This is a genomic window from Methylobacterium sp. yr668 (assembly GCF_900116245.1).
Classification (GTDB): domain Bacteria; phylum Pseudomonadota; class Alphaproteobacteria; order Rhizobiales; family Beijerinckiaceae; genus Methylobacterium.
Window position 1 is genome coordinate 122179 of sequence record NZ_FOZY01000008.1, and the last position, 25336, is coordinate 147514.

General features: G+C 69.3%; 20 protein-coding genes. 13 read left to right on the forward strand and 7 right to left on the reverse strand.

The features are described 5' to 3' along the window. Positions 1–78 precede the first annotated feature (78 nt). From pufM to BM419_RS12680, 5 genes are all read left to right on the forward strand, one after another. Positions 79–1059, forward strand: a complete 981-nt coding sequence (gene pufM, locus BM419_RS12660; protein WP_020091995.1) for a photosynthetic reaction center subunit M — start codon at positions 79–81, stop codon at positions 1057–1059. A gap of 10 nt (positions 1060–1069) precedes the next feature. After that, the gene (gene pufC, locus BM419_RS12665; protein WP_091926650.1) at positions 1070–2173 is read left to right on the forward strand and encodes a photosynthetic reaction center cytochrome PufC; all 1104 of its coding nucleotides are present in this window, start codon (positions 1070–1072) and stop codon (positions 2171–2173) included. A 109-nt stretch (positions 2174–2282) separates the two neighbouring features. Beyond that, positions 2283–2426, forward strand: coding sequence for a DUF3096 domain-containing protein (locus BM419_RS12670; protein WP_012319762.1), 144 nt, complete (start codon positions 2283–2285; stop codon positions 2424–2426). A 165-nt stretch (positions 2427–2591) separates the two neighbouring features. After that, positions 2592–5282 carry a pyruvate, phosphate dikinase gene (gene ppdK / locus BM419_RS12675; RefSeq protein ID WP_091676917.1) on the forward strand — a complete coding sequence of 897 codons (2691 nt, stop codon included), beginning with the start codon at positions 2592–2594 and terminating at the stop codon, positions 5280–5282. A 192-nt stretch (positions 5283–5474) separates the two neighbouring features. Next, positions 5475–5726, forward strand: a complete 252-nt coding sequence (locus BM419_RS12680) for a hypothetical protein (protein WP_020091998.1) — start codon at positions 5475–5477, stop codon at positions 5724–5726. A gap of 82 nt (positions 5727–5808) precedes the next feature. Here the strand turns inward: BM419_RS12680 and BM419_RS12685 are convergent, their stop codons facing one another. The 3 genes from BM419_RS12685 to BM419_RS12695 form a co-directional block, all read right to left on the reverse strand. Beyond that, a complete protein-coding gene (locus BM419_RS12685; protein ID WP_091926651.1) occupies positions 5809–7323 on the reverse strand; it encodes a peptidoglycan L,D-endopeptidase MepK in 1515 nt (504 codons plus the stop codon). 142 nt (positions 7324–7465) lie between these two features. Continuing rightward, positions 7466–9490: a L,D-transpeptidase family protein gene (locus tag BM419_RS12690; protein ID WP_091926652.1), complete on the reverse strand. Its 2025-nt coding sequence runs from the start codon at positions 9488–9490 to the stop codon at positions 7466–7468. Between the two features lie 246 nt (positions 9491–9736). Next, complete coding sequence (locus tag BM419_RS12695; protein ID WP_091926653.1) at positions 9737–11221, reverse strand: sigma-54-dependent transcriptional regulator; 1485 nt, start codon at positions 11219–11221, stop codon at positions 9737–9739. A gap of 250 nt (positions 11222–11471) precedes the next feature. On the opposite strand from BM419_RS12695, the gene BM419_RS12700 reads away from it, so the two are divergent. The 7 genes from BM419_RS12700 (at position 11472) to recJ (ending at position 20498) form a co-directional block, all read left to right on the forward strand. Next, the gene (locus BM419_RS12700) at positions 11472–13343 is read left to right on the forward strand and encodes a M3 family oligoendopeptidase (RefSeq protein WP_091676909.1); all 1872 of its coding nucleotides are present in this window, start codon (positions 11472–11474) and stop codon (positions 13341–13343) included. Positions 13344–13452: 109 nt separating this feature from the next. Next, positions 13453–14814 (forward strand): ABC1 kinase family protein, encoded by a 1362-nt coding sequence (locus BM419_RS12705; protein WP_091926654.1) that lies wholly within the window; start codon positions 13453–13455, stop codon positions 14812–14814. A gap of 122 nt (positions 14815–14936) precedes the next feature. Continuing rightward, positions 14937–15230: an aa3-type cytochrome c oxidase subunit IV gene (locus tag BM419_RS12710; RefSeq protein WP_020092004.1), complete on the forward strand. Its 294-nt coding sequence runs from the start codon at positions 14937–14939 to the stop codon at positions 15228–15230. A gap of 207 nt (positions 15231–15437) precedes the next feature. Then, positions 15438–16667, forward strand: coding sequence for a Re/Si-specific NAD(P)(+) transhydrogenase subunit alpha (locus tag BM419_RS12715; RefSeq protein ID WP_091926655.1), 1230 nt, complete (start codon positions 15438–15440; stop codon positions 16665–16667). A 24-nt stretch (positions 16668–16691) separates the two neighbouring features. Then, the gene (locus BM419_RS12720) at positions 16692–17147 is read left to right on the forward strand and encodes a proton-translocating transhydrogenase family protein (RefSeq protein WP_020092006.1); all 456 of its coding nucleotides are present in this window, start codon (positions 16692–16694) and stop codon (positions 17145–17147) included. Positions 17148–17151: 4 nt separating this feature from the next. Continuing rightward, positions 17152–18549, forward strand: coding sequence for an NAD(P)(+) transhydrogenase (Re/Si-specific) subunit beta (locus BM419_RS12725; protein WP_020092007.1), 1398 nt, complete (start codon positions 17152–17154; stop codon positions 18547–18549). A gap of 131 nt (positions 18550–18680) precedes the next feature. Further along, a complete protein-coding gene (gene recJ / locus BM419_RS12730; RefSeq protein ID WP_091926656.1) occupies positions 18681–20498 on the forward strand; it encodes a single-stranded-DNA-specific exonuclease RecJ in 1818 nt (605 codons plus the stop codon). Between the two features lie 12 nt (positions 20499–20510). On the opposite strand, the gene BM419_RS12735 is transcribed toward recJ, so the two are convergent. From BM419_RS12735 to BM419_RS12745, 4 genes are all read right to left on the reverse strand, one after another. After that, positions 20511–21005 carry a CAP domain-containing protein gene (locus BM419_RS12735; RefSeq protein ID WP_091926657.1) on the reverse strand — a complete coding sequence of 165 codons (495 nt, stop codon included), beginning with the start codon at positions 21003–21005 and terminating at the stop codon, positions 20511–20513. 153 nt (positions 21006–21158) lie between these two features. After that, positions 21159–22232, reverse strand: coding sequence for an HD-GYP domain-containing protein (locus BM419_RS12740; RefSeq protein ID WP_091926658.1), 1074 nt, complete (start codon positions 22230–22232; stop codon positions 21159–21161). Positions 22233–22341: 109 nt separating this feature from the next. After that, complete coding sequence (locus BM419_RS32365) at positions 22342–22488, reverse strand: hypothetical protein (protein ID WP_020092011.1); 147 nt, start codon at positions 22486–22488, stop codon at positions 22342–22344. A gap of 397 nt (positions 22489–22885) precedes the next feature. Further along, the gene (locus tag BM419_RS12745; RefSeq protein WP_020092012.1) at positions 22886–23578 is read right to left on the reverse strand and encodes a GntR family transcriptional regulator; all 693 of its coding nucleotides are present in this window, start codon (positions 23576–23578) and stop codon (positions 22886–22888) included. 478 nt (positions 23579–24056) lie between these two features. Here BM419_RS12745 and oxlT point away from each other — a divergent pair, with 478 nt between their 5' ends. Beyond that, positions 24057–25334: an oxalate/formate MFS antiporter gene (gene oxlT / locus BM419_RS12750; protein WP_020092013.1), complete on the forward strand. Its 1278-nt coding sequence runs from the start codon at positions 24057–24059 to the stop codon at positions 25332–25334. The last annotated feature ends 2 nt before the right edge of the window (positions 25335–25336 follow it).

Genomic DNA, 25336 nt, shown 5'->3' on the forward strand with positions numbered 1-25336 from the left:
GGTCGGACGCGACCGGAACGAGGGGACTAACGCGGGTCGCCGCCGCCCAGCGCGCGGCACTCCGGGGGAGGGCAGGCCATGGCCTATTACCAGAACATCTTCACGCAGGTTCAGGTGCGCCCGCTCGTGCCGGATCAGGGCGTCCCGGTCGCGGTCGACGAGCGGGTCGGCAAGCCGTTCAACAGCTACCTGTTCGGGCTGATCGGCAACAGTCAGGTCGGGCCGATCTACATCGGCTACATCGCGGCTCTGTCGATCACATGCGGAGTGATCGCCTTCGAGATCATCGGGCTCAACATGTGGGCCTCGGTGAACTGGGACCCGGTCCAGTTCGTCCGGCAATTGCCGTGGCTCGCCCTCGAGCCGCCTCTCCCGAAGTACGGCCTGAAGGTCCTTCCTCCCCTGAACGAGGGCGGGTGGTGGCTCATCGCCGGCTTCTTCCTGACGGCCTCGATCCTGCTGTGGTGGGTCCATCTCTACAAGCGGGCGCGGGCGCTCGGCCTCGGCCTGCACGTGCCGTGGGCCTTCGCGTCGGCGATCTGGCTCTACCTCGTCCTCGGCTTCATCCGGCCGGTGCTGATGGGTTCGTGGTCGGAAGCCGTGCCGTTCGGCATCTTCCCGCACCTCGACTGGACCGCCGCCTTCTCGCTCCGCTACGGGAACCTGTTCTACAACCCGTTCCACATGCTCTCGATCACGTTCCTCTACGGGTCGACGCTGCTGTTCGCGATGCACGGGGGCACGATCCTGGCCTGCTCGCGCTACGGCGCGGAGCGCGAGATCGACCAGATCGTCGACCGCGGCACGGCCACCGAGCGCGCCGCCCTGTTCTGGCGCTGGACCATGGGGTTCAACGCCACGATGGAGTCGGTCCACCGCTGGGCGTGGTGGTTCGCCGTGCTGACGACGCTGACCGGCGGCATCGGCATCCTGCTCACCGGGACCGTGGTCGACAACTGGTACCTCTGGGCCGTCAAGCACGGCGTCGCGCCCTCGTACCCGCAGGTCTACGGCCCGATCGTGGATCCCGCCCATCTCGCACCCGGCATGAAGCCGTGAGGAGGCCGTCATGAAGACGATTCTGGCGGTGGCCGGCGGCGCACTGGCCCTCTTCCTCACCATCGCGATGTTCGGCGGCGCCGGCTGGACCCACCCGCCGATGGCGAACAAGCAGACCGGCTTCCGCGGGACGGGCATGGACCTGATCCGCACCCGCGCCGGCAACGAGGCGCTGGCCGCCGCGAACGTCGCCCCGACCCCGGCCGATCCGGCCGATGCGGGCGGCGACAAGGCCTCGGCCGTCTACCAGAACGTCCAGGTTCTGGGCGATCTTTCGGCCGAGCAGTTCAACCGGCTGATGGTGTCGATCACCGAGTGGGTGGCCCCGCAGCAGGGCTGCACCTACTGCCACAGCACCGAGAACATGGCGTCCGACGAGCTCTACCAGAAGCGCGTCGCCCGGCGGATGCTCCAGATGACCCAGTACATCAACTCGTCCTGGAAAGAGAACCACGTCCATCAAGCGGGCGTGACCTGCTACACCTGTCACCGCGGCAATCCGGTGCCGGCCAATATCTGGTTCGATCATCCGGTTCAGGGGGCGGGGCGCTTCATCCCGCGCAACAACCGCCAGAACCTCGCCTCCGCAGAAGTCGGCAACACCTCGCTGCCCTACGACGTCTATCAGGCCTTCTATCAGCACAAGGAGACGTCGGAGGACGCGGTCCGGGTCAACGCCACCACGGCGCTGCCGGAGACCAAGGGCAAGCCGATCCAAGACGCCGAGAAGACCTTCGCGATCATGATCAGCATGTCGCAATCGCTCGGGGTCAACTGCACCTTCTGCCACAACACCCGATCGGTGGCGCAGTGGGACACCAGCACGCCCAACCGCGTCCATGCCTGGTACGGCATCCGCATGGTGCGTGACCTGAACCAGGATTACATGGAGCCGCTGAAATCGACATTCCCGCGGAACCGGCTCGGGATCCTGGGCGACGTGCCGAAGATCAACTGCGCCACCTGTCACAACGGCGCCAACAAGCCGCTCAACGGCGCCAACGTGATCGAGCCCTATCCGGAGCTGTCGCACCCGACGATCGCCGTGAGCCTGCCGACCGGCGAGGCCAAGGACCCGATCCCCGGGACCGAGACCCCGACGCCGAAGCCCTGATCCGCCCCGGGGCGGCCGGACCACCGGCCGCCCCGCCCAAGCTACAGGGAACCTCCGTGGGGTAGAGGCGTCGATACCGGCGGCCAAGCTCGGCCCTCAGGAGGCGTCCGTGACCATCACCATCTCGAACCTCCAGCCGCTGATCGCGATCCTCGCCGGAATCCTGATCCTGGTGATGCCGCGGCTGCTCAACTACATCGTCGCGATCTACCTGATCGTCGTCGGCGTGATCGGGCTCGGAATCCTGCATTGACGGGCCGCGCCCGCGCCGCGACGGCGCGGACCTGACAGACCGCTCGAGCCGTCAGTCGCGCACGCACAGGGCCATCGCGCGTTCATCTTGCGTTGCGCTGCGGGATGGTCCAACCCCGCCCATCAGCTCGGCCGGCGCCGGGCACCAGATACGGACGGGATCGACATGGCGACCGGCAGCGCGAAGTGGGTCTATGCCTTCGGCGACGGCAAGGCGGAGGGCAAGTCGCAGATGCGCGACCTGCTCGGCGGCAAGGGCGCCAACCTCGCCGAGATGTCCAACCTGGGCCTGCCGGTCCCGCCGGGCTTCACGATCACGACCGAGGTCTGCACCTACTTCTACGATCACGGCAAATCCTATCCGCCGGAGCTCAAGGATCAGGTCGCGGAAGCGCTCGCCCAGGTGGGCAAGCTCACCGGCCGCAAGTTCGGTGACGCGACCAACCCGCTGCTCGTGTCGGTCCGCTCGGGTGCGCGCGCCTCGATGCCCGGCATGATGGACACGGTCCTCAATCTCGGCCTCAACGACGAGACCGTCCTGGCCCTCGCCAAGGAGGCCGACGACGAGCGTTTCGCCTACGATTCGTACCGCCGGTTCATCACGATGTACTCGAACGTGGTGCTCGGCGTTGAGCACCACGCCTTCGAGGAGGCGCTGGAGCAGTACAAGGAGGGCAAGGGCTTCGACCTCGACACCGAGCTCGGCGCCGGCGACTGGAAGACCCTCATCCAGACCTACAAGAAGATCGTGCGCGACGAGCACGGCTCGGACTTCCCGCAGGGCGCGGATGACCAGCTCTGGGGCGCGATCGGCGCCGTGTTCAATTCGTGGATGATCCCCCGCGCGAAGAAGTACCGGGAGCTGAACAACATCCCGGAGAGCTGGGGCACGGCCGTCAACGTGCAAGCCATGGTGTTCGGCAACATGGGCGACACGTCGGCCACCGGCGTCGCCTTCACCCGCAACCCCTCCACCGGTGAGAAGGCGCTCTACGGCGAGTTCCTGATCAACGCGCAGGGCGAGGATGTCGTGGCGGGCATCCGCACCCCGCAGAACATCACCGAGAAGGCGCGGGAAGAGGCGGAGAGCGACAAGCCTTCCATGGAGAAGGCCATGCCCGAGAGCTTCGCGGAGCTGACCCGGATCTACGGGATCCTGGAGTCGCACTACCGCGACATGCAGGACATGGAATTCACCATCGAGAAGGGGAAGCTCTGGATGCTCCAGACCCGCAACGGCAAGCGCACGGCCAAGGCCGCCCTGCGCATCGCCGTTGATCTGGCGGGCGAGGGGCTGATCTCCCGCGAGGAGGCGATCGGCCGCGTCGAGCCCGGCGCCCTCGATCAGCTCCTGCACCCGACCATCGACCCGAAGGCCGACCGCAAGGTCATCGCCTCCGGCCTGCCGGCCTCGCCCGGCGCGGCGACCGGCGAGATCGTGTTCAATTCCGAGGACGCGGAGGCCCACCGCAAGGCCGAGCGCAAGTGCATCCTCGTCCGGATCGAGACCTCGCCCGAGGACATCCACGGCATGCACGCCGCCGAGGGCATCCTCACCACCCGCGGCGGCATGACCAGCCACGCGGCCGTGGTGGCCCGCGGCATGGGCAAGCCCTGCGTCTCCGGCGTCGGCTCGATCCGGATCGACTACAAGGCGCAGACCCTGACGGTCGGCGGCACGACGCTGAAGGCCGGCGACCGGATCACCATCGACGGGTCCACGGGCCAGGTGATCCAGGGCGAGGTGAAGATGCTGGAGCCCGAGCTGTCGGGCGACTTCGCCACCCTGATGGAGTGGGCCGACGCGATCCGCGGCATGAAGGTCCGCGCCAACGCCGACACACCGACCGACGCCCGGACCGCGCGCAACTTCGGCGCCGAGGGCATCGGCCTCTGCCGCACCGAGCACATGTTCTTCGAGGGTGACCGCATCATCGCGGTCCGCGAGATGATCCTCGCCGACGACGCCGAGGGCCGACGGACGGCGCTGGCGAAGATCCTGCCCTACCAGCGCCAGGACTTCCTGGAGCTGTTCACGATCATGTCCGGCCTGCCGGTCACGATCCGCCTCCTCGACCCGCCGCTCCACGAGTTCCTGCCGCACACCGACGCCGAGGTCGCCGAGGTCGTGAAGGCGACGGGCGTCTCCGAGGAGAAGATCCGGCACCGGACGCGCGAGCTGTCCGAGCACAACCCGATGCTCGGCTTCCGCGGCTGCCGCCTCGCGATCGCCTTCCCGGAGATCGCCGAGATGCAGGCCCGCGCGATCTTCGAGGCCGCGGTCCAGGCGGCCGCCGATACCGGCAAGGCGGTGACGCCCGAAGTGATGGTGCCGCTGGTCTTCACCCGCGCCGAGTTCGACATCGTGAAGGCCCGGATCGACGCCATGGCGAAGGCCGTGGCCGAGGAGAAGGGCGCGACCCTCGACTATCAGGTCGGCACGATGATCGAGCTGCCGCGCGCGGCCCTCAAGGCCAACGAGATCGCCGAGACCGCGGAGTTCTTCTCCTTCGGCACCAACGACCTCACCCAGACGGCGCTGGGCATCTCCCGCGACGACGCCGCCACCTTCCTGGGCCCCTACACCCAGAAGGGCATCCTGCCGGCCGACCCGTTCATCACGATCGACCAGGAAGGCGTGGGCGAGTTGGTGCGCATCGGCGTCGAGCGCGGCCGCAAGACCCGGCCGGACATCAAGCTCGGCATCTGCGGCGAGCACGGCGGCGATCCCGCCTCGGTCGGCTTCTGCCAGGAGGTGGGACTCGATTACGTGTCCTGCTCGCCCTACCGGGTGCCGATTGCCCGGCTGGCGGCCGCCCAGGCGGCGCTCGGCAAGGTCGCCGGCAAGGAAGGCTGAGACCGGTCCGGGGGACGCCGAGCACGTCCCCCTTTCGGCTATCAACCGTCCGTATGAGGATCAGTGGAAAAATTCGCCTTTCGGTCGAACTCGCCTCTTTTTGAGGCGTTCTTCGATTGAACGGGTACGCCCGACGTGCGCCTAATCGGCCCGCGTCGGGTTCAGCATCGCCCGTCAGAAGCGGCCGCCACCATGTCCCACAGCCCATCGCCGCTGTGCCTCGCCGAGACCGAAGCGGTCGCGGCTGTCCCGAGCGTCGCCGTCCGCGCCTATCTCGCTCTCGTCGCCGGTCTCGGCGGTGTCGTCACGGCCGTGATGCTGATGATGTCGGTCGCGGCCAACAGCGGCAGCGAGGCGGAGCGCATCTCGGCGACGCAGGAAGACAGCTACGCGACCACGCTGGTCGGCGCGCTGGCGGTCAACCTGTCCAAGCCTCTGCGCTGAGCGCGTATCCGGCGTCGACCGCCCCGGGTGGCCCTATCCACTGCGCGGCTCCGATGCGGACGTCCTGACGACGACGGTCGAATCACCGCGCCCCCGACACGGCCCGCGCGGCCGAGCCGGTGAAACGGGTCGGCAGGTCGTCGCCGGGGCTGCGGGGACTGAAGCGCGTGGTGACCCGATCGGGCGCGGCGCCGACCACCGCGTCGGGCGCGGCACCGCGCAGGCGCGTGGCGGCCACGTGCACGGGCGTGGCGCGGCTCGCCGGGGCAGCGCCCGGGCCGGCCGATACGGAGTCGAACAGGGCGCGCAGTTGCGCCTTGGCATCCGCGTCCGGAGCCACGAGAGAGCGGGCGCGAGCCGGAACCGCCGCCGCCGGCTTGTCGAGGGCGCGGATCTCGGCCGCCGGCGCGAGGTTGGCCATCCCGCGCTCCAGCGCCGCGAACTGCACAGGGCGGGGCGGCGGCAGGGGCATGTTCAGGCTCGCCGCGACGGCGGCCATATCGGCGGGGCGCCGCGGCGGGAGCGGTGCCGTGACGGCGGTCACGGTATCGTCGACGGCGACCGGCTGACTGGCGGTCAGGAGCGCCTTGGCGTCGGCGGGCCTGGTGTCGGAGGGCTTGGTCTCGGCACCTTTCGCCTGTGCCCGCTCGGCGAGCGAGCCGCGCAGGGCGTCGTCGGCCGCGGGCGCCGCGTAGGCGAGGGCCGCGCGCGCGCCCGCCGGATCCTGCGGATCGGCGCTCGCCACGGCGACGACGGGCGCGCGGCGCGACTTCCGCGCCGTCTCCACCGGGGCCGGCACCGGCGCGGGTTCCGGTGCGGACCGGCCGCCGCCGAACAGGCTGGCCAGGAAGCCGAACAGGCCGGGCCCGTCCTCCTCCTCGCCGCTGGCCATCTGCGTCGTGAGGCCCGCCACGGTACCGCCGCGGGCCAGGATCTCGGCCTTGGCCTCCTCGTAGCGAGGGAAGGGGCGGTTGTCGCTCGGGAGCAGGACGGTCTTGCCGTCCGGGAACAGGCGGGCGAGCTGGTCGTGGGTCATGCGCGGCCACATCCGCACCGAACCCACGTCGAGGTGCACGAAGGGCGTTCCGGCATGGGGGTACCAGCCGACGCCGCCCCGCTGCATCCGGAGGCCGACCTCCCGGATCCGGTCGATCGACACGTCCGGCAGGAAGAAGTCCATCGCCTTGCCGAGCATGTGCTGGCTGTACTCGGCCACCATCCTGGAGCGGCGGCGCAGCATCGCGTTGGTGCCCGGGGAGCGGTAGGCCGACACGACGTGGATCGGCTGCGTCGCGCCGACCTGGCGATAGGCCTCCCAGACCGTATCGAACAGCCGCGGGTCCATCTTGGTCGGCTCGTTGACCCGCCAGTCGCGCAGGAGCCAGTTCAGCTGCTCGAGGGCCGCGCGGTCGTAGCGACCATCGCGCTTGAACGTGATGGTCGCGCTCTCCTGCGTGTGGGTGTGGTAGATCGACAGGGAGCGGGTGTCGCCGTTGGCGACCGCGTCCTCGGTCTCGGCCGTCCCGGCGATCAGTCCGAGCGCGAGGCCGGACAGGGCGAGGGTGACGTGGCGAAGGGCGCGCGGGAGACTGGGCACGACGGTCCTGATCCTCTCCCGACAGCCTAACCCGACGCCTGTTGAACCGGGTTCGCGACCGAAACGGCTAAGGCTCGACCGTGGCGAAATCGTGCCCGGCTGTGCGGCCGCGCACCTGAAAGTTGCTGGTGGCGCGGGTGGGCTACCACCACCCGCGCGGCGCCGCCTGCTGCGGCGCGGGCGTCCAGAGGCCGGGCTCGCCGTATTCCGGCGCGCTGTCGGCACGGGCGGCGCGACGCTGGGCGCGGCGCGGCGTCTCCGCCTCCTCGTAGCGCCCGCCCGGCCACGCGTCGGCATCCGCGACCGGCCGCTCGGGCGCGCGGCGATGGACGGTCCGGGGCGCGGGCGGCTTCGGGGCGCGCTCGGCCTTGCGCCGCGGCGGCTCGTCCGGGAGCCGCGCGATCGCCGGCCCGCCGCCGCCGGGCAGCCCGAGGGCCGCGCGCATCGGCGCGTCGTAGCCGTAGAGATCCGGCAGGGTGCGGTAGGCGCCGCCGTCGTCCACGAAGGCGGTGAAGTAGGCGAGGTGGACCGGCAGCTTCTCCGGCAGCCGGATGGTGCGCTCGCCCTTGCCGATCAGCTTCTTCAGCCGATCCGCGGACCAGTTCGGCAGCACCGCGTCGGCGAGGCGGAACGGGTCGTCGACGCGGACGCAGCCGTGGCTAAAATCGCGCTTCGCGGCTGAGAACAGCGAGCGGTTCGGCGTGTCGTGCAGGTAGACCGCGTGCTGGTTCGGGAACATGAACTTGATGAAGCCGAGCGCGTTGCGCTCCCCCGGGGGCTGGCGCAGCGAGATGTGCCCGCCGCGACGGACGACCTCGTAGCCGCCCCAGGTCTTGCCGCCGTAGCCGGCGAGCTTCGGCGCCATCGTCTTCAGGATCGACGGCGGGACGTACCAGGACGGGTTTACGACCGCGTACTCCATCATCCCGGAGAACAGCGGCGTGCGCGATTCCGGCTTGCCGACGATGACCCGCGCCTCGTCGCGCATCACACCGCCCCGGTAGGCGCGCAGGCGATACTCCGGCACGTTGACGAGGATGTAATCCGGCCCCAGATCGCCCGGGAGCCAGCGCCACCGCTCCATGTTGACGATGAGTTCGGCCTCACCGCCCGTCGGGCGCGCCGTGCGGCCGGCATCGGCGAGGGCGAGCACCGTCTGGACGTTCAGGACGCCGTTCCCAGGGAGACCGCGGCCGCGCTGGAACTTGGCCACCGCGTCGGCGACCACGGAATCGTACTCCTCCGGCTCGCCGGGCCCCTTGTCCAGGGTCGCGGCCGGACGGCTTTCGAGGTTGAAATGTGTCCGCAGCAGCGGGACGCGGGCATCGCGCATGCCGACGCGCAGGGCCGGCCCGGCCGGGAGGCGCAGCGGCTTCACCGCGGTCGGCGCAGGCCCCCGCAGGCTGGCGAGCCGCGCCTTCAGCGCGAGATAGCCCGGAGTCGCCGGGTTGTAGGCCTGCAGTGCCTCGCCGGCTTTCGCGCCGGCCTCGTCGAGCTTCGCCAGGACGTCGTTGCCGGCCGGCAGATCGAGGTGCGGGGTGATCAGCCGCGAGATCGAGGCCAGGTTGATCCGGCCGCCGCGGGCGTCCCGGGCATAGAGAACCGCCGCCGCGGACAGGCGCAGATCGGCGTCGGCGACCGCCTTCTCGTCCGGTTTGTCGGCGAGCGCCGGGACCGTGTAGGCGCGGGGGTCGAGCCCGTCCTCGGCGGCGGCCGCCAGCCGCGCCGACACCGCCTTCGCGGCGTCGGTCCAGGCCCCGCCGGAGATCCAGAGCGGCTTGAAGCTGCGGGCCTCGTAGAAGCTCCGGATCGCGTCGCGGTCCTTGCCGGCGAGGCGAAGCAGCAGGGGCGCGGCATCCGCGAACCGGGCGAAGATTGCGGCGCCGAGCGGGTCCGTCGGGGCGACCGGGGCCGCCGCGGCGGGAGCCGGGGACGGCTCGGCCGCCGGCGCCTCAGGCTTGTAGTCGGGAAGGGCGGTCGCGGCGGGCGCCGACGGGTCCGCCGGCGCGGGCGCCGCCGGCCCCGGCGCGGCAGCGGGCGGGGTCGCGGGGACATCGGTGGCCGGCTGGTCCAGCGCGGCCGTCGCGGCGCGGAGGGAGCCGGCCGGTGCCAGCGTGCCGCCGAGAAGGGCGGCCAGCGCGATGAGGCTGGAGCGCGGGACGCGCATCGTGATCTCCCGGGGCGCGGCGGCAGGACCGCACGCTCAGATTGTGATTATCCGCGCAAGCGTGGCTTTGAGCAACCGCAGTTATCGCGAATAGAGGCTCGGTCCTGCAGATGAATGTGTCATTTCTAATGCTGCTCAGCTTACGATCCGCTCAATCATCTGCCGGCGCGATGCAGCAGGGCCGAGAATTTTAGCGACCGTGGCCGAAACGAATGCGCGCGGTGCGCTAGCGCACGCCGCGCTCGATCAGGCCGCGTCCTCGGTTTTATCGTCCTCCTCCAGCCCCAGATCCTTGAGCTTGCGGTAGAGGGTGGAGCGTCCGATGCCGAGGCGGCGCGAGACCTCGGACATCCGCTGCCGGTAGAACTGGAGCGCGAAGCGGATAATCTCCGCCTCCAGGACGTCCATCGGCTTCATCTCGCCGGTCTCCTCGGCGACGAGCGACATGGCGTGCGGGTCGCGGACCTCGATGCGGACGATTTCCCGCACCGGTTCGGGGGCGTAGGCCGGCATCTGCGGCTGGACCGGCGCTGCCGGGATCCGCACGTCGAAGCCCTCGACCTGCGCGGCGATCTGGGGGAATTCGGAGACCGTCAGCTCGTCGCCATCCGCCAGCACGACGGCGCGGAACAGGGCGTTCTCCAGCTGCCGGACGTTACCCGGCCAGGGATAGCGCGTGAGCAGGGCCATGGCCTCCGGGCTGATCGCCCGAACGCGCTTGCCTTCCTCGGCCGAGAACCGCGCGCAGAACGAGCGGACGAGGTCCGGGATGTCCTCGCGGCGCGCCCGCAGGGGCGGCAGCGTCATCGGGAAGACGTTCAGGCGGTAGTAGAGATCCTCGCGGAACTTACCCTGCTTCACGAGGTCGAGCAGCGACCGGTTCGTCGCCGAGACGAGCCGGATGTCCACCCGCACCGAGCGCTTGCCGCCGACGGGATCGACCTCGCCCTCCTGGAGGGCCCGGAGCAGCTTCACCTGCGCGTCGAGGGGCAACTCACCGATCTCGTCCAGGAACAGGGTCCCGCCCGAGGCCTCGACGAACTTGCCGGCGTGCTTCTCGGTGGCGCCGGTGAACGCCCCCTTCTCGTGGCCGAACAGGGTGGATTCCACCAGGTTCTCCGGGATCGCCCCGCAATTGACGGTCACGAACGGCTTGCCGCGCCGGTCGCCGGACCCCTGGATCGCCCGGGCCAGGACCTCCTTGCCGACGCCGGACTCGCCCTCGATCAGAACGGGGATGTTCGACTTCGCCGCCCGCTCGGCGAGGCGAATCACCCGCTCCATGTCGGGGCTCTTCGAGGTGAGATCCTTGAAGGTGAGCGCCCCGGAGGCGCGGCGGCGCATGCGGCGCACCTCCTCCTCGAGCGTGTCGACCCGCAGGGCATTCTTGATTGAGACCTGGAGCCGCTCCGCGCCCGCCGGTTTGACCACGAAATCCACGGCACCGGCCCGCATGGCGCTGACCACCGTGTCGATGGAGCCGTTGGAGGTCTGGACGATGACCGGCGTGGCGAGGCCGCTCTTGCGCATCTCGGCCAGGACACCGAGCCCGTCGAGCCCCGGCATCACGAGGTCGAGGAGCACGACATCCGCACCCTCGGATCGCAGCAGGGTCAGCGCGTCCGCACCGGTCTCGGCGATCCGCGCCTCGAAGCCGAAACGGCGCACGGCCGCCTCGGCCAGGCGCCGTTGGACCGGATCGTCATCCACGATGAGCACGGTGGCGGACATGGCGGCTCCCTGAACGGCGCGCGAAGGCCGGACACGCGACGCGGGCTCGACCCGGTCGCGGCCTTCCGATTCGGCGACTGTTTCGTTTCGAGCCGTAGGGTGACCGACAGTCGTAAAGTGCCGCTTAACGACGTTTGCGCCGCGTCGTCACCGATCGCGCGCCGGTCCGACGGTCCCTCCGCGTTGAACGCGTGGCGGCACGCTCGATATCAGGGTACGGGGCCGGAGCCCTTGGAGAGGATCGCACACCATGATGCCGAGCCACACCGCCTCGCCGGTGACTGTCCGCCTGCCGGAGGGCGTGAGTGCCGCGCGCGCCGCCGCGAAGGCTGCCGACCTCGGCCATCTTCCGGAATGGGACCTCACGGATCTCTATTCCGGCCTCGATGATCCGAACTTCTCCGGCGACATGACCCGCGCCGAGGAGGAGTGCCGCCGCTTCTCCGAGACCTACGCCGGCCGGATCGCGGAGCTCGCCGCGGGCCCGGACGCGTCCGCGCGGCTGGCCGAGGCGGTGCGCGCCTACGAGGGCATCGAGGACCTGCTGGGCAAGCTCATGTCCTTCGCGGGTCTCGTCTATTCCGGCGACACCACCGACGAGGCGCGCGCCAAGTTCTACGGCGACACCCGCGAGCGGCTGACCAGCGCCTCGGCGGATCTCCTCTTCTTCGCCCTGGAGCTGAACCGCGTCGACGATACGGCCATGAACGCCGCGATGGCCGAAGGGCCGCTCGCCCACTACGCCCCGTGGATCGAGGACCTGCGGCGGGAGAAGCCGCACCAGCTCGACGATCGCACCGAGAAGCTGTTCCTCGAGAAGTCGGTCACGTCGAACGCCGCCTGGGACCGGCTGTTCAACGAAACGATCGCCGCGCTGCGCTTCACCGTGCAGGGCGAGGAGATGCCGCTGGAGCCGACGCTCAACAAGCTTCAGGATCCGGACGGCGCGGTCCGCAAGGAGGCGGCCGGCGCGATCAGCGCGGTCCTGCGCGGTCAGCTGCGGGTGTTCACGCTCATCACCAACACGCTGGCGAAGGACAAGGAGATCAGCGACCGCTGGCGCGGGTTCAAGGACGTCGCGGACGCGCGCCACCTGTCGAACCGGGTCGAGCCCGAGGTGGTGGAAGCCCTCGTCGACGCCGTGCGGGCGGCCTATCCCCGCCTGTCCCACCGCTACTACACGCTCAAGGCGAAGTGGTTCGGGCAGGAGGCGCTGCCCTACTGGGACCGCAACGCGCCGCTGCCCCGCGTCGAGCAGCGCACGATCCCGTGGACGGAGGCCCGCGACACGGTGCTGTCCGCCTACGACGCCTTCTCTCCGAAGATGGCGGGGATCGCGCGGCGCTTCTTCGACGAGCGCTGGATCGACGCGCCGACCCGTCCCGGCAAGGCGCCGGGCGCCTTCGCGCATCCGACCGTGCCCTCCGTCCACCCCTATGTGCTGGTCAACTACCAGGGCAAGCCGCGGGACGTGATGACGCTGGCGCACGAGTTGGGCCACGGCGTCCACCAGGTGCTCGCCGGGCCGAACGGCGCCCTCATGGCGCCGACGCCCCTGACGCTGGCCGAGACGGCGAGCGTCTTCGGCGAGATGCTGACCTTCCGTCGGCTCCTCGCCGCGACCACGGACACGACCCAGCGTCGGGCCATGCTCGCCGCCAAGGTCGAGGACATGATCAACACGGTGGTGCGCCAGATCGCCTTCTACTCGTTCGAGCGGAAGGTCCATCTCGCCCGCGCCAAGGGCGAGCTGACCACAGATCAGATCAACGCGCTGTGGCTGTCCGTCCAGGCAGAATCGCTCGGTCCGGCCATCACGCTGGATTCCGGCTACGAGCCGTTCTGGGCCTACATCCCGCACTTCATCCACTCGCCGTTCTACGTCTACGCCTACGCGTTCGGCGACTGCCTGGTGAACTCGCTCTACGGCGTCTACGCCCGGGCGGAGGACGGCTTCGTGGACCGCTACTTCGCGTTGCTCGCGGCCGGTGGCTCGAAGCCATACGGTGAGCTGCTCGCGCCCTTCGGTCTCGACGCCAAGGACCCGGGCTTCTGGCAGATCGGGCTCGGCATGATCGAGAGCATGATCGTCGAGCTCGAGAGCATGGAAGGACAGGCCTGAGCCGAGCGCCGCGGACCCCGTCGGCCCCCGCGGCGCAGGGACCCACGCCCCTGGTTCGCGGCCGGGGGCGGCTTATCTGCGCATCATCGTCAGACAAGCAGATCGAGTGATGGCCGAGACCGACCGCGAAGCCAACCGCTTCTCCGCCCGCGCCGGGCGCTACGCCAGCGTCGGCGCCAACGTCGGCGGCGTCGCCGCCCGGATGGCCGTGGCACGGCTGTTCGGAAAGGAGGGCACCACCAACGCCGCCGCCCTGGCGCAGGCGCTGGGCGGCCTGAAGGGCCCGATCATGAAGGTGGCCCAGCTGCTGGCCACCGTTCCGGACCTGCTCCCGCCCGAATATGCGACCGAGCTGCAGAAGCTTCAGGCGGACGCCCCGCCGATGGGCGCGGCCTTCGTCCGGCGCCGGATGCAGTCGGAGCTGGGCGCCGGCTGGCAGGAGCGCTTCGGCAGCTTCGACCTCAAACCCGCGGCGGCGGCCTCGCTGGGCCAAGTCCATCGCGCGACCACCAAGGACGGCGAACGTCTCGCCTGCAAGCTCCAGTACCCGGACATGCAGTCGGCCGTGGAGGCCGACCTGAAGCAGCTGGAGGTCGCGTTCGCGCTGCACCGCCGGATGAACACGTGGCTCGACACGCGCGAGATCGCGAAGGAGATCGGCGCCCGGGTGCGCGAGGAGCTCGACTACGAGCGCGAGGCCAAGCACGCGGCGCTCTACGGGGCCGTGCTGAAGGACATCGCGGCGGTGCGCGTGCCGCGCGTCTTTCCGGAGCTCTCGACGAAGCGTCTGCTCACGCTCGGCTGGCTCGACGGGGACAAGATCCTGGGCTTCGCCGAGGAGCCGGTCGAGGTGCGCAACCGGATCGCCCAGGCGATGTTCAAGGCGTGGTGGCATCCGTTCAGCCGCGCGGCGGTGATCCACGGCGACCCGCATCTGGGCAACTACACCGTGTTCTCGGACGCCGGCGAGGCCGCGGGAATCAACCTGCTGGACTACGGCTGCGTCCGGATCTTCCATCCGCGCTTCGTCGGCGGCGTCGTGGATCTCTACCGCGGCCTGTTGGAGAACGACGATGCCCGCATCGTCCACGCCTACGAGGTCTGGGGATTCAAGGATCTCGACAAGGAGAAGATCGAGATCCTGAACATCTGGGCCCGCTTCATTTACGGCCCGCTGCTCGAAGACCGTACCCGCACCGTCGCCGACGGCGTGAAGCCGGGAGAGTACGGTCGCCGGCAGGCCTTCCAGGTCCATCAGGCCCTGAAGGAGCGCGGGCCCGTGACTGTCCCGCAGGAATTCGTCTTCATGGATCGCGCGGCCGTAGGGCTGGGCGCCGTGTTCCTCCACCTCAGATCTGAGCTCAACTACCACCGGTTGTTCGAGGCCGAGATCGAGCATTTCTCGCTGGACGAACTCACGAAACGCCAGGGCCGGGCACTCACCGAAGCCGGTCTGCCGAAACCGGCCTGATTCGACGCGAAGATCCACCGGGAGAGCGATCAACTTGCGTGCGTCCGATTGCGGCAGGTAAACGCTTGAGCTACATCCGACCGCGACCGCAAGAAGTCGCGTCTTAGGGAAACGAGCGCACGATGGCCGAGAGTGACACGGTGGCCGGGCACACCTACAGCCCGGCGATGGACGCGACGACGCACGAGCAGACCTATCGCGGATTTGTCCGGTTCGTCGAAATCGCCACTGGCGTCGTCATCTGCTGGGTGCTGGCCCTCGCCATCGGCGGGATCCGCGAGGCGTGGCTGCTGGCCATCGTCGGCGTGATCGCCTCCGGAGCCGCGGGCGCGGTGGGCGCCCTCGCGCCGGCCGTGGGGTGGAAGGCCCCGCTGGTCGTCGGCATTCTCCTGGTCCTCTACCTGTTCTTCGCCTGAGAGGGCCGTGGGCGGCGGCATCGAGCGTCGCCGCGGATGACGAACCCGCTCGCGTTCGCCGAGCGGGACGCTGACACATTGTTGGCAATTAAATTGGGCGCAAGTTACATTCCGGCCGCATCCATCGCGGTATCGTAGATCCGCCTCTCGAAAAGCTGCGCCGGTTCGCGCATTCGAAAGGCCGAGCTTTTCCAGGGGAACCCTCGCATGCGCATTGCTGTGCTGTCCGAGACGGACTCCGCGGAGCCGCGCGTCGCCGCGGTTCCTGAGACCGTCAAGAAGTTCAAGACTCTCGGTGCCGACGTCGTGGTGCAGTCCGGGGCCGGTCAAAAGGCCGGAATCCTGGACTCCGAGTACGAGGCCGCCGGCGCCAGCATCGCTGGGAGCGCCGCCGATGCTTCCGGGGATGCCGACCTCGTGCTCAAGGTCCGGCGCCCGAGCGCCGAGGAGCTGCCGCAGCTGAAGCGCGGCGCCACCGTGATCGCGATCATGGACCCCTACGGCAACGAGGACGCCCTCAAGGCGATGGCCGAGGCCGGGATCGACGGCTTCGCCATGGAGCTGATGCCCCGCATCACCCGCGCGCAGGTGATGGACGTCTTGTCCTCGCAGGCGAATCTCGCCGGCTACCGCGCGGTCGTCGACGGCGCCGCCGAGTACGGGCGGGCCATGCCGATGATGATGACCGCCGCCGGCACCGTGCCGGCCGCCCGCGTCTTCGTCATGGGCGTCGGCGTGGCCGGCCTACAGGCCATCGCGACAGCCCGCCGGCTCGGCGCGGTCGTCACCGCCACCGACGTCCGGCCCGCCACTAAGGAGCAGGTCGAATCGCTCGGCGCCAAATTCGTCGCCGTCGAGGACGACGAATTCAAGCAGGCCGAGACGGCCGGCGGTTACGCCAAAGAGATGTCGGCCGAGTACCAGAAGAAGCAGGCGGAGCTGGTCAAGGGCCACATCGCCAAGCAGGACATCGTTATCACCACCGCGCTGATCCCGGGCCGGCCGGCGCCGAAGCTCGTCTCCGAGGAGATGGTGGCGTCGATGAAGCCGGGTTCGGTCCTCGTCGATCTCGCGGTGGAGCGCGGCGGCAACGTCGCCGGCGCCAAGGCCGGCGAGGTCGTCACGAACGATCGCGGCGTGAAGATCGTCGGCCACGTCAACGTGCCGGGGCGGCTCGCCGCCACCTCGTCGAGCCTCTACGCGCGCAACCTCTACGCCTTCGTCGAGACCCTGATCGACAAGGAATCGAAGGCGCTGGCCATCAACTGGGACGACGAGCTGGTGAAGGCCACGAACCTCACCCGAGACGGCTCGGTCGTCCACGCATCCTTCCAGCCCAAGACCGATGGCGCAGCCTCGGAAGCGGCCTCCGTGGGGCTGGCCAAGTCGGAGGCCAGCAAGGCGTCCGGTGCGGCCACCCCGGCAGGCGCGCAGTGAAGCCTGGCCGAGAGGAGTAGCAGAATGGCAAACGTCATCGTCCCTCCCGATCAGGCGGCCGATCAGGCCCGCGTGCTGGCCGACGCCGCGCGCGCAGCGGCCGCGGTGGCGCGCAACGCCGCCGACCAGGCGCAGGTCATCGCCGACGGCATGGGCCACGGGCTCAGCGCCGCCACCGGCGGCGCGGTCGATCCGACCGTGTTCCGGCTCGCGATCTTCGTGCTGGCGATCTTCGTCGGCTACTACGTGGTCTGGTCGGTGACCCCGGCCCTGCACACCCCGCTCATGTCGGTGACCAACGCGATCTCGTCGGTGATCATCGTCGGCGCGATCCTTGCGGTCGGCGTTCCGCTGATCGAGAAGGGCACGGGCCTCGCCCGGTTCTTCGGCTTCATCGGCATCGTACTCGCCAGCGTGAACATCTTCGGCGGCTTCCTCGTCACGCAGCGCATGCTCGGCATGTACAAGAAGAAGGGCTGAGCCGGTGTCAGAAAACGTCTCCTCCCTTCTCTATATCGTCGCCGGCGTCCTGTTCATCATGGCGCTGCGGGGGCTCTCGCACCCCACGACCTCCCGGCAGGGCAACCTGTACGGCATGGTCGGCATGGGGCTCGCCATCCTGACCACGCTGGTCGGCCACCCGCCGGCGGGTGCCGGCGCCTGGATCCTCGTCCTGCTGGGCTTAGGGCTCGGCGGCGGCGCCGGCGCGGTGATCGCCAAGCGCGTGCCGATGACCGCGATGCCGCAGCTCGTGGCGGCCTTCCACTCGCTGGTCGGCCTCGCGGCCGTCTTCGTGGCCGCGGGCGCCCTCTACGCACCGCAGGCATTCGGCATCATCGAGAACGGGCACTTCCACAAGCAGTCGCTGTTCGAGATGGGTCTCGGCGTGGCCATCGGCGCCATCACCTTCACCGGCTCGGTGATCGCCTTCGCCAAGCTCGACGGGCGCATGTCCGGCAAGCCGATCATGCTGCCTCAGCGCCACCTCATCAACGCGCTGCTGGCCGCCGGCCTCGTGCTGCTGATCGCCCTGTTCATCGGCACCGAGTCGAAGGCGATCTTCTGGCTGATCGTCATCGCCTCACTGGTGCTGGGTGGTCTGATCATCATCCCGATCGGCGGCGCCGACATGCCGGTGGTCGTGTCGATGCTCAACTCGTACTCGGGCTGGGCGGCGGCCGGGATCGGCTTCACCCTGGGCAACCTCGCGCTGATCATCACCGGCTCGCTGGTCGGGTCCTCGGGCGCGATCCTGTCCTACATCATGTGCCACGCGATGAACCGGTCGTTCATCTCGGTGATCCTCGGCGGCTTCGGTGGCGACACCGCCGCGGCCGGCACCGGCCAGGTCGAGACCCGGCCCGTGAAGCAGGGTTCGGCCGACGACGCGGCCTACATCATGAAGAACGCCGAGCGGGTCATCATCGTCCCGGGCTACGGCATGGCGGTCGCCCAGGCGCAGCACTCCCTGCGCGAGATGGCCGACATGCTGAAGAAGGAGGGCGTCGACGTGAAGTACGCCATCCACCCGGTGGCGGGCCGCATGCCGGGCCACATGAACGTGCTGCTCGCCGAGGCCAACGTGCCCTACGACGAGGTCTTCGAACTGGAGGACATCAACGGCGAGTTCCCGCAGGCGGACGTCGCCTTCGTGATCGGCGCCAACGACGTCACCAACCCGGCCGCCAAGACCGACAAGGCCTCGCCGATCTACGGCATGCCGATCCTCGACGTGGAGAAGGCCAAGACCGTGCTGTTCATCAAGCGCGGCATGGGCTCCGGCTACGCGGGTGTCGAGAACGAGGTGTTCTTCCGCGACAACACCATGATGCTGTTCGGCGACGCCAAGAAGGTCGTGGACAGCGTGCTGAAGTCGCTCTGAGACCCAGGTCTCCGGCAGCGTCGAGGGGCGGGCAGCGATGCCCGCCCTTTCTCGTTGTGGCGATCGGGTTCACCGTCGCTGTTGCGGCGGGGCGCAAGATTCCCCGCGCCGGCCGGTGTAGGGTGGCGCCCGTGTCGTCCGCTCCGCTCCTCGCCGAATTGCCGCCCTTCCTGGGTGTGGCCGCCTCCGTGACCAGCCGGCGCTGGCAGGAGCGCTGCGGCGGCGCGGCCGTCCAGAATCACATCGCCAAGATGGTCCAGGCCCACGGCCTGCCGGAACTGCTGGCCCGGGTGCTCGCGGGACGCGGGATCGTACCGGAGGCGGCGCCCCGCCACCTCGCGCCGCGCCTGCGGGACCTGATGCCGGATCCGGACACGCTGCTCGACATGGAGGCGGCCGTCCGCCGACTCGTTCGGGCGGTGAAGCGCGGGGAGACCGTGGCGGTTTTCGGCGATTACGACGTCGACGGCGCCGCAAGCGCGGCCCTGCTCGCCGGATACCTCCGCGAGCTGGGTTTGCGCGCGCCGATCCACATTCCCGACCGGATCACCGAGGGCTACGGACCCAACATCGCGGCGATCACCGCGCTCGCGGCCGAGGGCGCGACGCTCCTCGTCTGCGTCGATTGTGGGACGAGCGGCCACGCGCCCCTGGAGGAGGCCGAGAAATCCGGCCTGGACGTCATCGTCCTCGACCACCACGCGGCCTCCGAGGTGCTCCCACCGGCCCGCGCCGTGGTCAACCCTAATCGCCTCGACGACCTCTCGGGCCTCGGCCATCTCTGCGCCGCCGGCATCGTGTTCCTGACCCTGGTCGCGCTGAACCGCGCCCTGCGGCAGGACGGCTTCTTCGGCGGCCATCGTCCCGAACCGCAGCTCACCGACGCCCTCGATCTCGTCGCCCTGGCGACCGTTGCCGACGTCGTGCCCCTCACGGGCCTCAACCGGGCCTTCGTGACCCAGGGCCTCACGGTGATGCGCCATCGCGGCCGCACCGGGCTCGCGGCGCTGCTGGACGCCGCCTCGCTCGGCGAGCCGCCGGAAGCCTGGCACCTCGGCTTCGTCCTCGGGCCGCGCATCAATGCCGGGGGCCGCATCGGCGATTCGGCACTGGGCGCCCGCCTGCTGACCACGGCGGACCCGAGCGAGGCGGCCCGGATCGCCGCCGACCTCGATCGGCTGAACCGCGAGCGCCAGGCGATCGAGGCGCAGGCCGTCCAGGAGGCCGAGGCCGAGATGGACCGGGCGCTGACGCTGGATCCGGCCCGCACCGTGCTGGTGACCGCCAGCGCCGAGTGGCACCCCGGCATCGTCGGCCTCATCGCCTCGCGGTTGAAGGAGCGCTTCAACCGCCCGGCCTTCGCGTTCGCGATCCGCCCGGACGGCACCGCCACGGGGTCTGGGCGCTCGATCCCGGGCGCGGATCTCGGGCTCGCGGTCCGCGCCTGCGTCGAGGCCCGGCTCGCCAGCAAGGGCGGCGGCCACGCCATGGCGGCCGGCGTCACCGTGCGGGCCGACGACATCCCGCGCTTCGAGGCGCACCTGGCGATGCTGCTCGGGGCGAGCGTCGCGGTGGCCCGCGCGGCCGACGCCCTGCTGATCGACGGCGGCCTCAGCGCCGGCGGCGCCACCGCGGAGACGGTCCGGCTGCTGCAGCAGGCCGGCCCGTTCGGCCAGGGCGCGCCCGAGCCGCTCTTCGCGCTGGGCCGGCATCGCCTCGTCGATGCCGGCGTGGTCGGCTCGAACCATGTCAGGGCGCGACTGCGCAGCCGCGACGGTCAGGTGGTCGGGGCGATCTGCTTCCGCGCGGCCGAACGGCCGCTCGGCCTCGCCCTCCTGAACGGGATCGGCCGAGAGATGCACGTGGCCGGGACCCTGTCCTGCGACCGCTGGCGCGGCGCCGAGCGGGCCCAGCTCCGGATCGTCGATCTCGCGCCGTCCGAACCCTGAGACGCCCCAGCGTCAGGTCCCGGCCATCACGAGCGCCCAGAAGCGCTTGTACCGCGTCGTGGGGGCATCGACCCGAGCGATCCCGATCCTGCGGATCTGCGGGAGCAGCATGTTCTTGTTGTGCTCGGGGCTCGCCTTCCAGCGGGCGAGCACCTGTTCCAGGGTCTCGGATCCGGCGCTGAGATTCTCGGCTGCCCAGGATCTCGCGAGACCGGCCGACGCCATGCGCGAGGTGAAGCTGCCGCCGACATCGTGGCTGAGCTGGCCGCGGCGGGCGTTGTTACCGGCCTGGAAGGCCGCCGCCTTCACGAGAGCCAGATCGACCACGACCGGGCTCAGGCCGTGCTGGACCCGGTAGGCCGAGATCGCCGCGGCGGCCGCGACCTCGTCGAGCACGGCGGTGTGCGTCGCGTTCTCGCCAGAGGACTCGGGCAGGACGGAGAGACCGCCGCACCCGGCGAGGGCCAGCAGGAGGGCGGCGGCGATGGCGCGACTGAGTTTGGGCACGGTCCGAACGGCGTTGCGTGAGACGGGATCGCTTCCCTCCGGCGCGGTTGCGGCGAAAGCGCGGCGCGCGGCGCGCCGGCAGGATCCCGCCGACCGGCGTGGCGCCAGAGCCACGCCCGGCCGCGGATCAGGCCGCGAATTCAAGCTGCGGATTCAGGCCGCCAGGGCGCTGCCTTTGAGCATGGAGGGCGCGAAGGCCCGCAGGAGATCCGGATCCAGATGCCCGGCGCTGTCCGTCATGATCGACAGCGCCTCGGCGGGCGAGGCGGGCTGCCGATAGGTCCGCCGCTCGGTCAACGCGGAGAACACGTCGCAGATCGTCACGATCCGCACGAGGTCGGAGATCGCGGGGCCGGACAGCCGATCGGGATATCCTTTCCCGTCCAGACGCTCGTGGTGGTGGCGAACCACGTCGATCACCGCGTCCTCGAAATCGCCGTGCGCCCGGAGCAGATCGGCGCCGATGTCGGGATGGCGCTGCATCAGCCGCAATTCCTCGGCGTTGAGCGGCCCCGGCTTGTTGAGGATCTCCACGGGGATGCGCGCCTTGCCGATGTCGTGCAGGAGCGCCGACCGCACCAGCAGTGCGAGATCGGTCTGACCGAGCCCGATCTGCGAGCCGAACGTGGCGGCATGGCCCGCGACGCCGAGGGTGTGCTGATAGACGCCGATCTCGTGGCGCCAGACCTCGGCAAGCCACTCGGAGATCCCGACCTCGGAGATGGCCGCCAGAACCAGCTCGGTCCCGCGATCCGCGTCGGCGCGCTGCAGCCGGGCCCCGAGGGCGGCGCTGTCGAAGATCTCGGCGACGACGGCGGTCGCGCCCGAGACGCGCTCCAGGAGCCGGCGCTGCCGCAGCTCTGCGGACCGCGTCGCCTCCTCGATCATGGCGAAGACGTTCGCCAGAACGAGTTGCCGGGGCGAGGCGGCCGGCAGCTGACGCAGATAGCGGGTAGCCGGCATGGGTTCGCCGCGCACGAGGACCAGGCGCGGAACCGGCGGTCCAAGGTGGGGGAGGGTCGACTGCACCTTGGCGGTCTGGGCCGGCGGCAGGTCGAGGATGACGAGGTGCGGGCGGCCTGACGGTAGCGGCGCGCCGGGCGGGATCGCCCAGCAGTTCATCACGAGCGCGATGGCACGCTCAAGGGCCGACCGTTCGGACGGGCGGTCCGATACGAGGAGGACGAAGGGGCCGTCCGAGAAAACCGAGGCTGCGCCGAGGGCCAACGCGGTAGCTCCTCGCCCGCACGGTCAACGATCGGTTCACCCTACGCGTAAAATTTGAGGAAAGCGTTACCCCTACGCACTCTCTGGTATCGCGGATCCAGCACTGACTTCAGGCGAGCTTGGCGTTCGCGACGTCGGCGGTCGGCTCGACAGTGTTCCGGGCACGGTCGGCTGAGAGGAAGTCCGCGAACTTGACGGTGAGCAGCGCCTGGCAGGCGGCGAAGGCGACAAAGATGGCGAGGAAGCTGGCGATCATCGGATTCTCCGGCGCGGTCTGGAACCGCCTCATGTTGCGACGCAATGCGTGCCATGCTGCTGCGCAACTTGGTATGCCAGATTACGAATACCGATTATGTCGAACATGCATGGGACGCGCAGATCGAGCCCACAAAGTTCGGATTGTGGCCCAGTCATGCATAAAAATGCACAACTGACCGGCTTTGAAAGGTCGTGGCCTGCCGAACATGCTCTGCACTGCATCAACGCTTGCGCGCGATTTATGTTCAGGCGCGTGCTGAGCTCGTGTGATAGCCGGCGCGGCGATCGAGGGTTCCCCCCGAGCGCCGCTCGCGCCCTTGGCCCATCATCATGCCGCACAGGCACGAGGTGTCGTCCGCGCCGGACGATCCGTCAGGCGAGGACAGAACGGTCGCTCAATCCAGATAATCGCCGTAGGTGTCGACGTGCTGCGCGAGGCCCAGACCGTGCTCGCGCACGAGTCTCTCGGCCAGATCGGCATCACGGGCTTCGAGCGCCGAGATGATGGCGACGTGCTCCCGGATGGAGCGCTCCGCCCGATCGCCTTGCCGGAGCGCGGTGCTGCGGATGCCGCGCACGTGCATGAGCAAATTGCTGGTCAGATCGGCGATCGCCTCGCAGTGACCGAGCGCGATGATCCGCTGATGAAATCGGATGTTCGCGTCCGAATACTCGTCCATGTGTTCGGACGGCTGGCCCTCGAAGAACTCGGGGAAGGATTCGCGCAGTGAGCGGAGCTGGCCGTCGGTGGCGCGCGCGCAGGCGAGCCGTGCCGCCATGCTCTCCAGCGCCGTCCAGGCGTGGATCATGCTGACGATCTCGCGCTTGTTCTTCTTGATCACGAAGACGCCGCGCCGGGCCTCGGAGCGGACGAAGCCTTCCTGCTCGAGAACCGTCAGGGCCTCCCGCACCGGGGTGCGGCTGACACCGAGATCCTGCGACAGCTTGCGCTCGTCGAGCCGCACCTCGTCCGGACGCCCGTAGATGTCCATGTTGGTGATGGCCGTCTTGAGCGCCTCGTAGGCCAATGTCCGGAGACTGGAGCTGGCGACGATGGGCTTCACGCTCAGCGGTTCGGAATTCGACATCCCTCGTCCAGTCAGCTCACACGCATGATGTCTCGCACGCATTCTCTGTCGTGCGCTCTCAAACGACCTAACCCAAACCTTTGCGAGATCCTAGTCGATCGCGGAGCGGTCCCACAGACCTGTGACCATTGCCGGCGCTCGGCACCTGAAAAATTGGCCGCGGCGCGACCATCGCCCGGCGCCTATCCGGGCACGTTCGGGAAGGCGATTTAATCCCCGGTCGCGAACCTGAGTTTTTTTGCAGGTTTGATTGACACCCCGGGATTAAATCAGCACCATCTTGCTGGCATACCGTCGACCATCGGACATCAAGGCCGACTCGGCGCCGGATGCTGCTGTACTGCAGAGATTATTTGCCTGCGGGCCAAGAATTTTTCGAAGAATTCCGATCACGTTGTTCTGACAAGCTGCGCCGTGGCAGGGCATAAGCCCGGCTCGAGCGCGAACGCCGACAAGAATACTGCCAAGAGGGAACGGTATGTCCGAGATCGTCAAACCGGTTGGGCGCGGCCGCTGGCTGCAACTCGCCTTCGGCGTCGTCTGCATGTGCATGATTGCCAATATGCAGTACGGCTGGACCTTCTTCGTGAGCCCGATGCAGGAGCGGCACGGCTGGGATCGCGCGGCGATCCAGGTGGCGTTCACGCTGTTCGTCGTCACCGAGACGTGGCTGGTCCCGATCGAGGGCTGGTTCGTGGACAAGTACGGCCCGCGCATCGTCACGCTGTTCGGCGGCCTGCTCTGCGCCGTCGCGTGGGTGATCAATTCCTACGCGGACTCGCTCACCGTGCTCTACATCGCAGCCGCGATCGGCGGCACCGGTGCAGGCGCGGTTTACGGGACCTGCGTGGGCAACTCGCTGAAGTGGTTCCCCGACCGCCGCGGCCTGGCCGCCGGCATCACCGCCATGGGCTTCGGCGCGGGTTCGGCACTCACGGTCGTGCCGATCCAGGCGATGATCAAGTCCCAGGGCTACGAGGCGGCCTTCTTCTACTTCGGGATCGGGCAGGGCGTGATCGTCATGCTGATCGCCCTGTTCCTGCGCGCGCCGGCCAAGGGCCAGGTTCCGGAAGTCGCCCGGGTCAGCCAGTCGAAGCGGGACTACAAGCCCTCCGAGATGGTCCGCACCCCGATCTTCTGGGTCATGTACGCGATGTTCGTCATGATGGCCGCCGGCGGCCTGATGGCCACCGCGCAGCTCGGCCCGATCGCCAAGGACTTCAAGATCGCCGACGTCCCGGTCTCGCTCCTGGGGATCACGCTGCCGGCGCTGACCTTCGCGGCCACGCTCGACCGGGTTCTCAACGGCGTGACGCGCCCGTTCTTCGGCTGGGTCTCCGACCATATCGGCCGCGAGAATACGATGTTCCTGTCCTTCGCGATCGAGGGCCTGGGCATCTACGCGCTGAGCCAATTCGGCCAGAATCCGATCGCCTTCGTGCTGCTGACCGGTCTCGTGTTCTTCGCGTGGGGCGAGATCTACTCGCTGTTCCCCGCGACCTGCGGCGACACGTTCGGCTCGAAGTACGCGGCGACCAATGCCGGGCTGCTCTACACGGCCAAGGGCACCGCGGCGCTGATCGTTCCCTACACCAGCGTGCTCACGACCATGACCGGAAGCTGGCACACGGTGTTCCTCGCGGCCGCGGCCCTCAACATCCTCGCGGCCCTGCTGGCGCTGTTCGTCCTCAAGCCGATGCGCGCCGCCTACACCAAGAAGCCCGAGGCGGGCCTCGCGCCGGTGCTGGCGCAGTAGCA

Excerpts from the sequence above, each read along its gene's own strand:
- pufM (WP_020091995.1), top strand. The coding sequence starts at position 79 with ATGGCCTATTACCAGAACATCTTCACGCAGGTTCAGGTGCGCCCGCTC.
- pufC (WP_091926650.1), top strand. The coding sequence starts at position 1,070 with ATGAAGACGATTCTGGCGGTGGCCGGCGGCGCACTGGCCCTCTTCCTC.
- ppdK (WP_091676917.1), top strand. The coding sequence starts at position 2,592 with ATGGCGACCGGCAGCGCGAAGTGGGTCTATGCCTTCGGCGACGGCAAG.
- BM419_RS12680 (WP_020091998.1), top strand. The coding sequence starts at position 5,475 with ATGTCCCACAGCCCATCGCCGCTGTGCCTCGCCGAGACCGAAGCGGTC.
- BM419_RS12690 (WP_091926652.1), bottom strand. The coding sequence starts at position 9,490 with ATGCGCGTCCCGCGCTCCAGCCTCATCGCGCTGGCCGCCCTTCTCGGC.
- BM419_RS12695 (WP_091926653.1), bottom strand. The coding sequence starts at position 11,221 with ATGTCCGCCACCGTGCTCATCGTGGATGACGATCCGGTCCAACGGCGC.
- BM419_RS12700 (WP_091676909.1), top strand. The coding sequence starts at position 11,472 with ATGATGCCGAGCCACACCGCCTCGCCGGTGACTGTCCGCCTGCCGGAG.
- BM419_RS12705 (WP_091926654.1), top strand. The coding sequence starts at position 13,453 with ATGGCCGAGACCGACCGCGAAGCCAACCGCTTCTCCGCCCGCGCCGGG.
- BM419_RS12710 (WP_020092004.1), top strand. The coding sequence starts at position 14,937 with ATGGCCGAGAGTGACACGGTGGCCGGGCACACCTACAGCCCGGCGATG.
- BM419_RS12715 (WP_091926655.1), top strand. The coding sequence starts at position 15,438 with ATGCGCATTGCTGTGCTGTCCGAGACGGACTCCGCGGAGCCGCGCGTC.
- BM419_RS12720 (WP_020092006.1), top strand. The coding sequence starts at position 16,692 with ATGGCAAACGTCATCGTCCCTCCCGATCAGGCGGCCGATCAGGCCCGC.
- BM419_RS32365 (WP_020092011.1), bottom strand. The coding sequence starts at position 22,488 with ATGATCGCCAGCTTCCTCGCCATCTTTGTCGCCTTCGCCGCCTGCCAG.
- BM419_RS12745 (WP_020092012.1), bottom strand. The coding sequence starts at position 23,578 with ATGTCGAATTCCGAACCGCTGAGCGTGAAGCCCATCGTCGCCAGCTCC.
- oxlT (WP_020092013.1), top strand. The coding sequence starts at position 24,057 with ATGTCCGAGATCGTCAAACCGGTTGGGCGCGGCCGCTGGCTGCAACTC.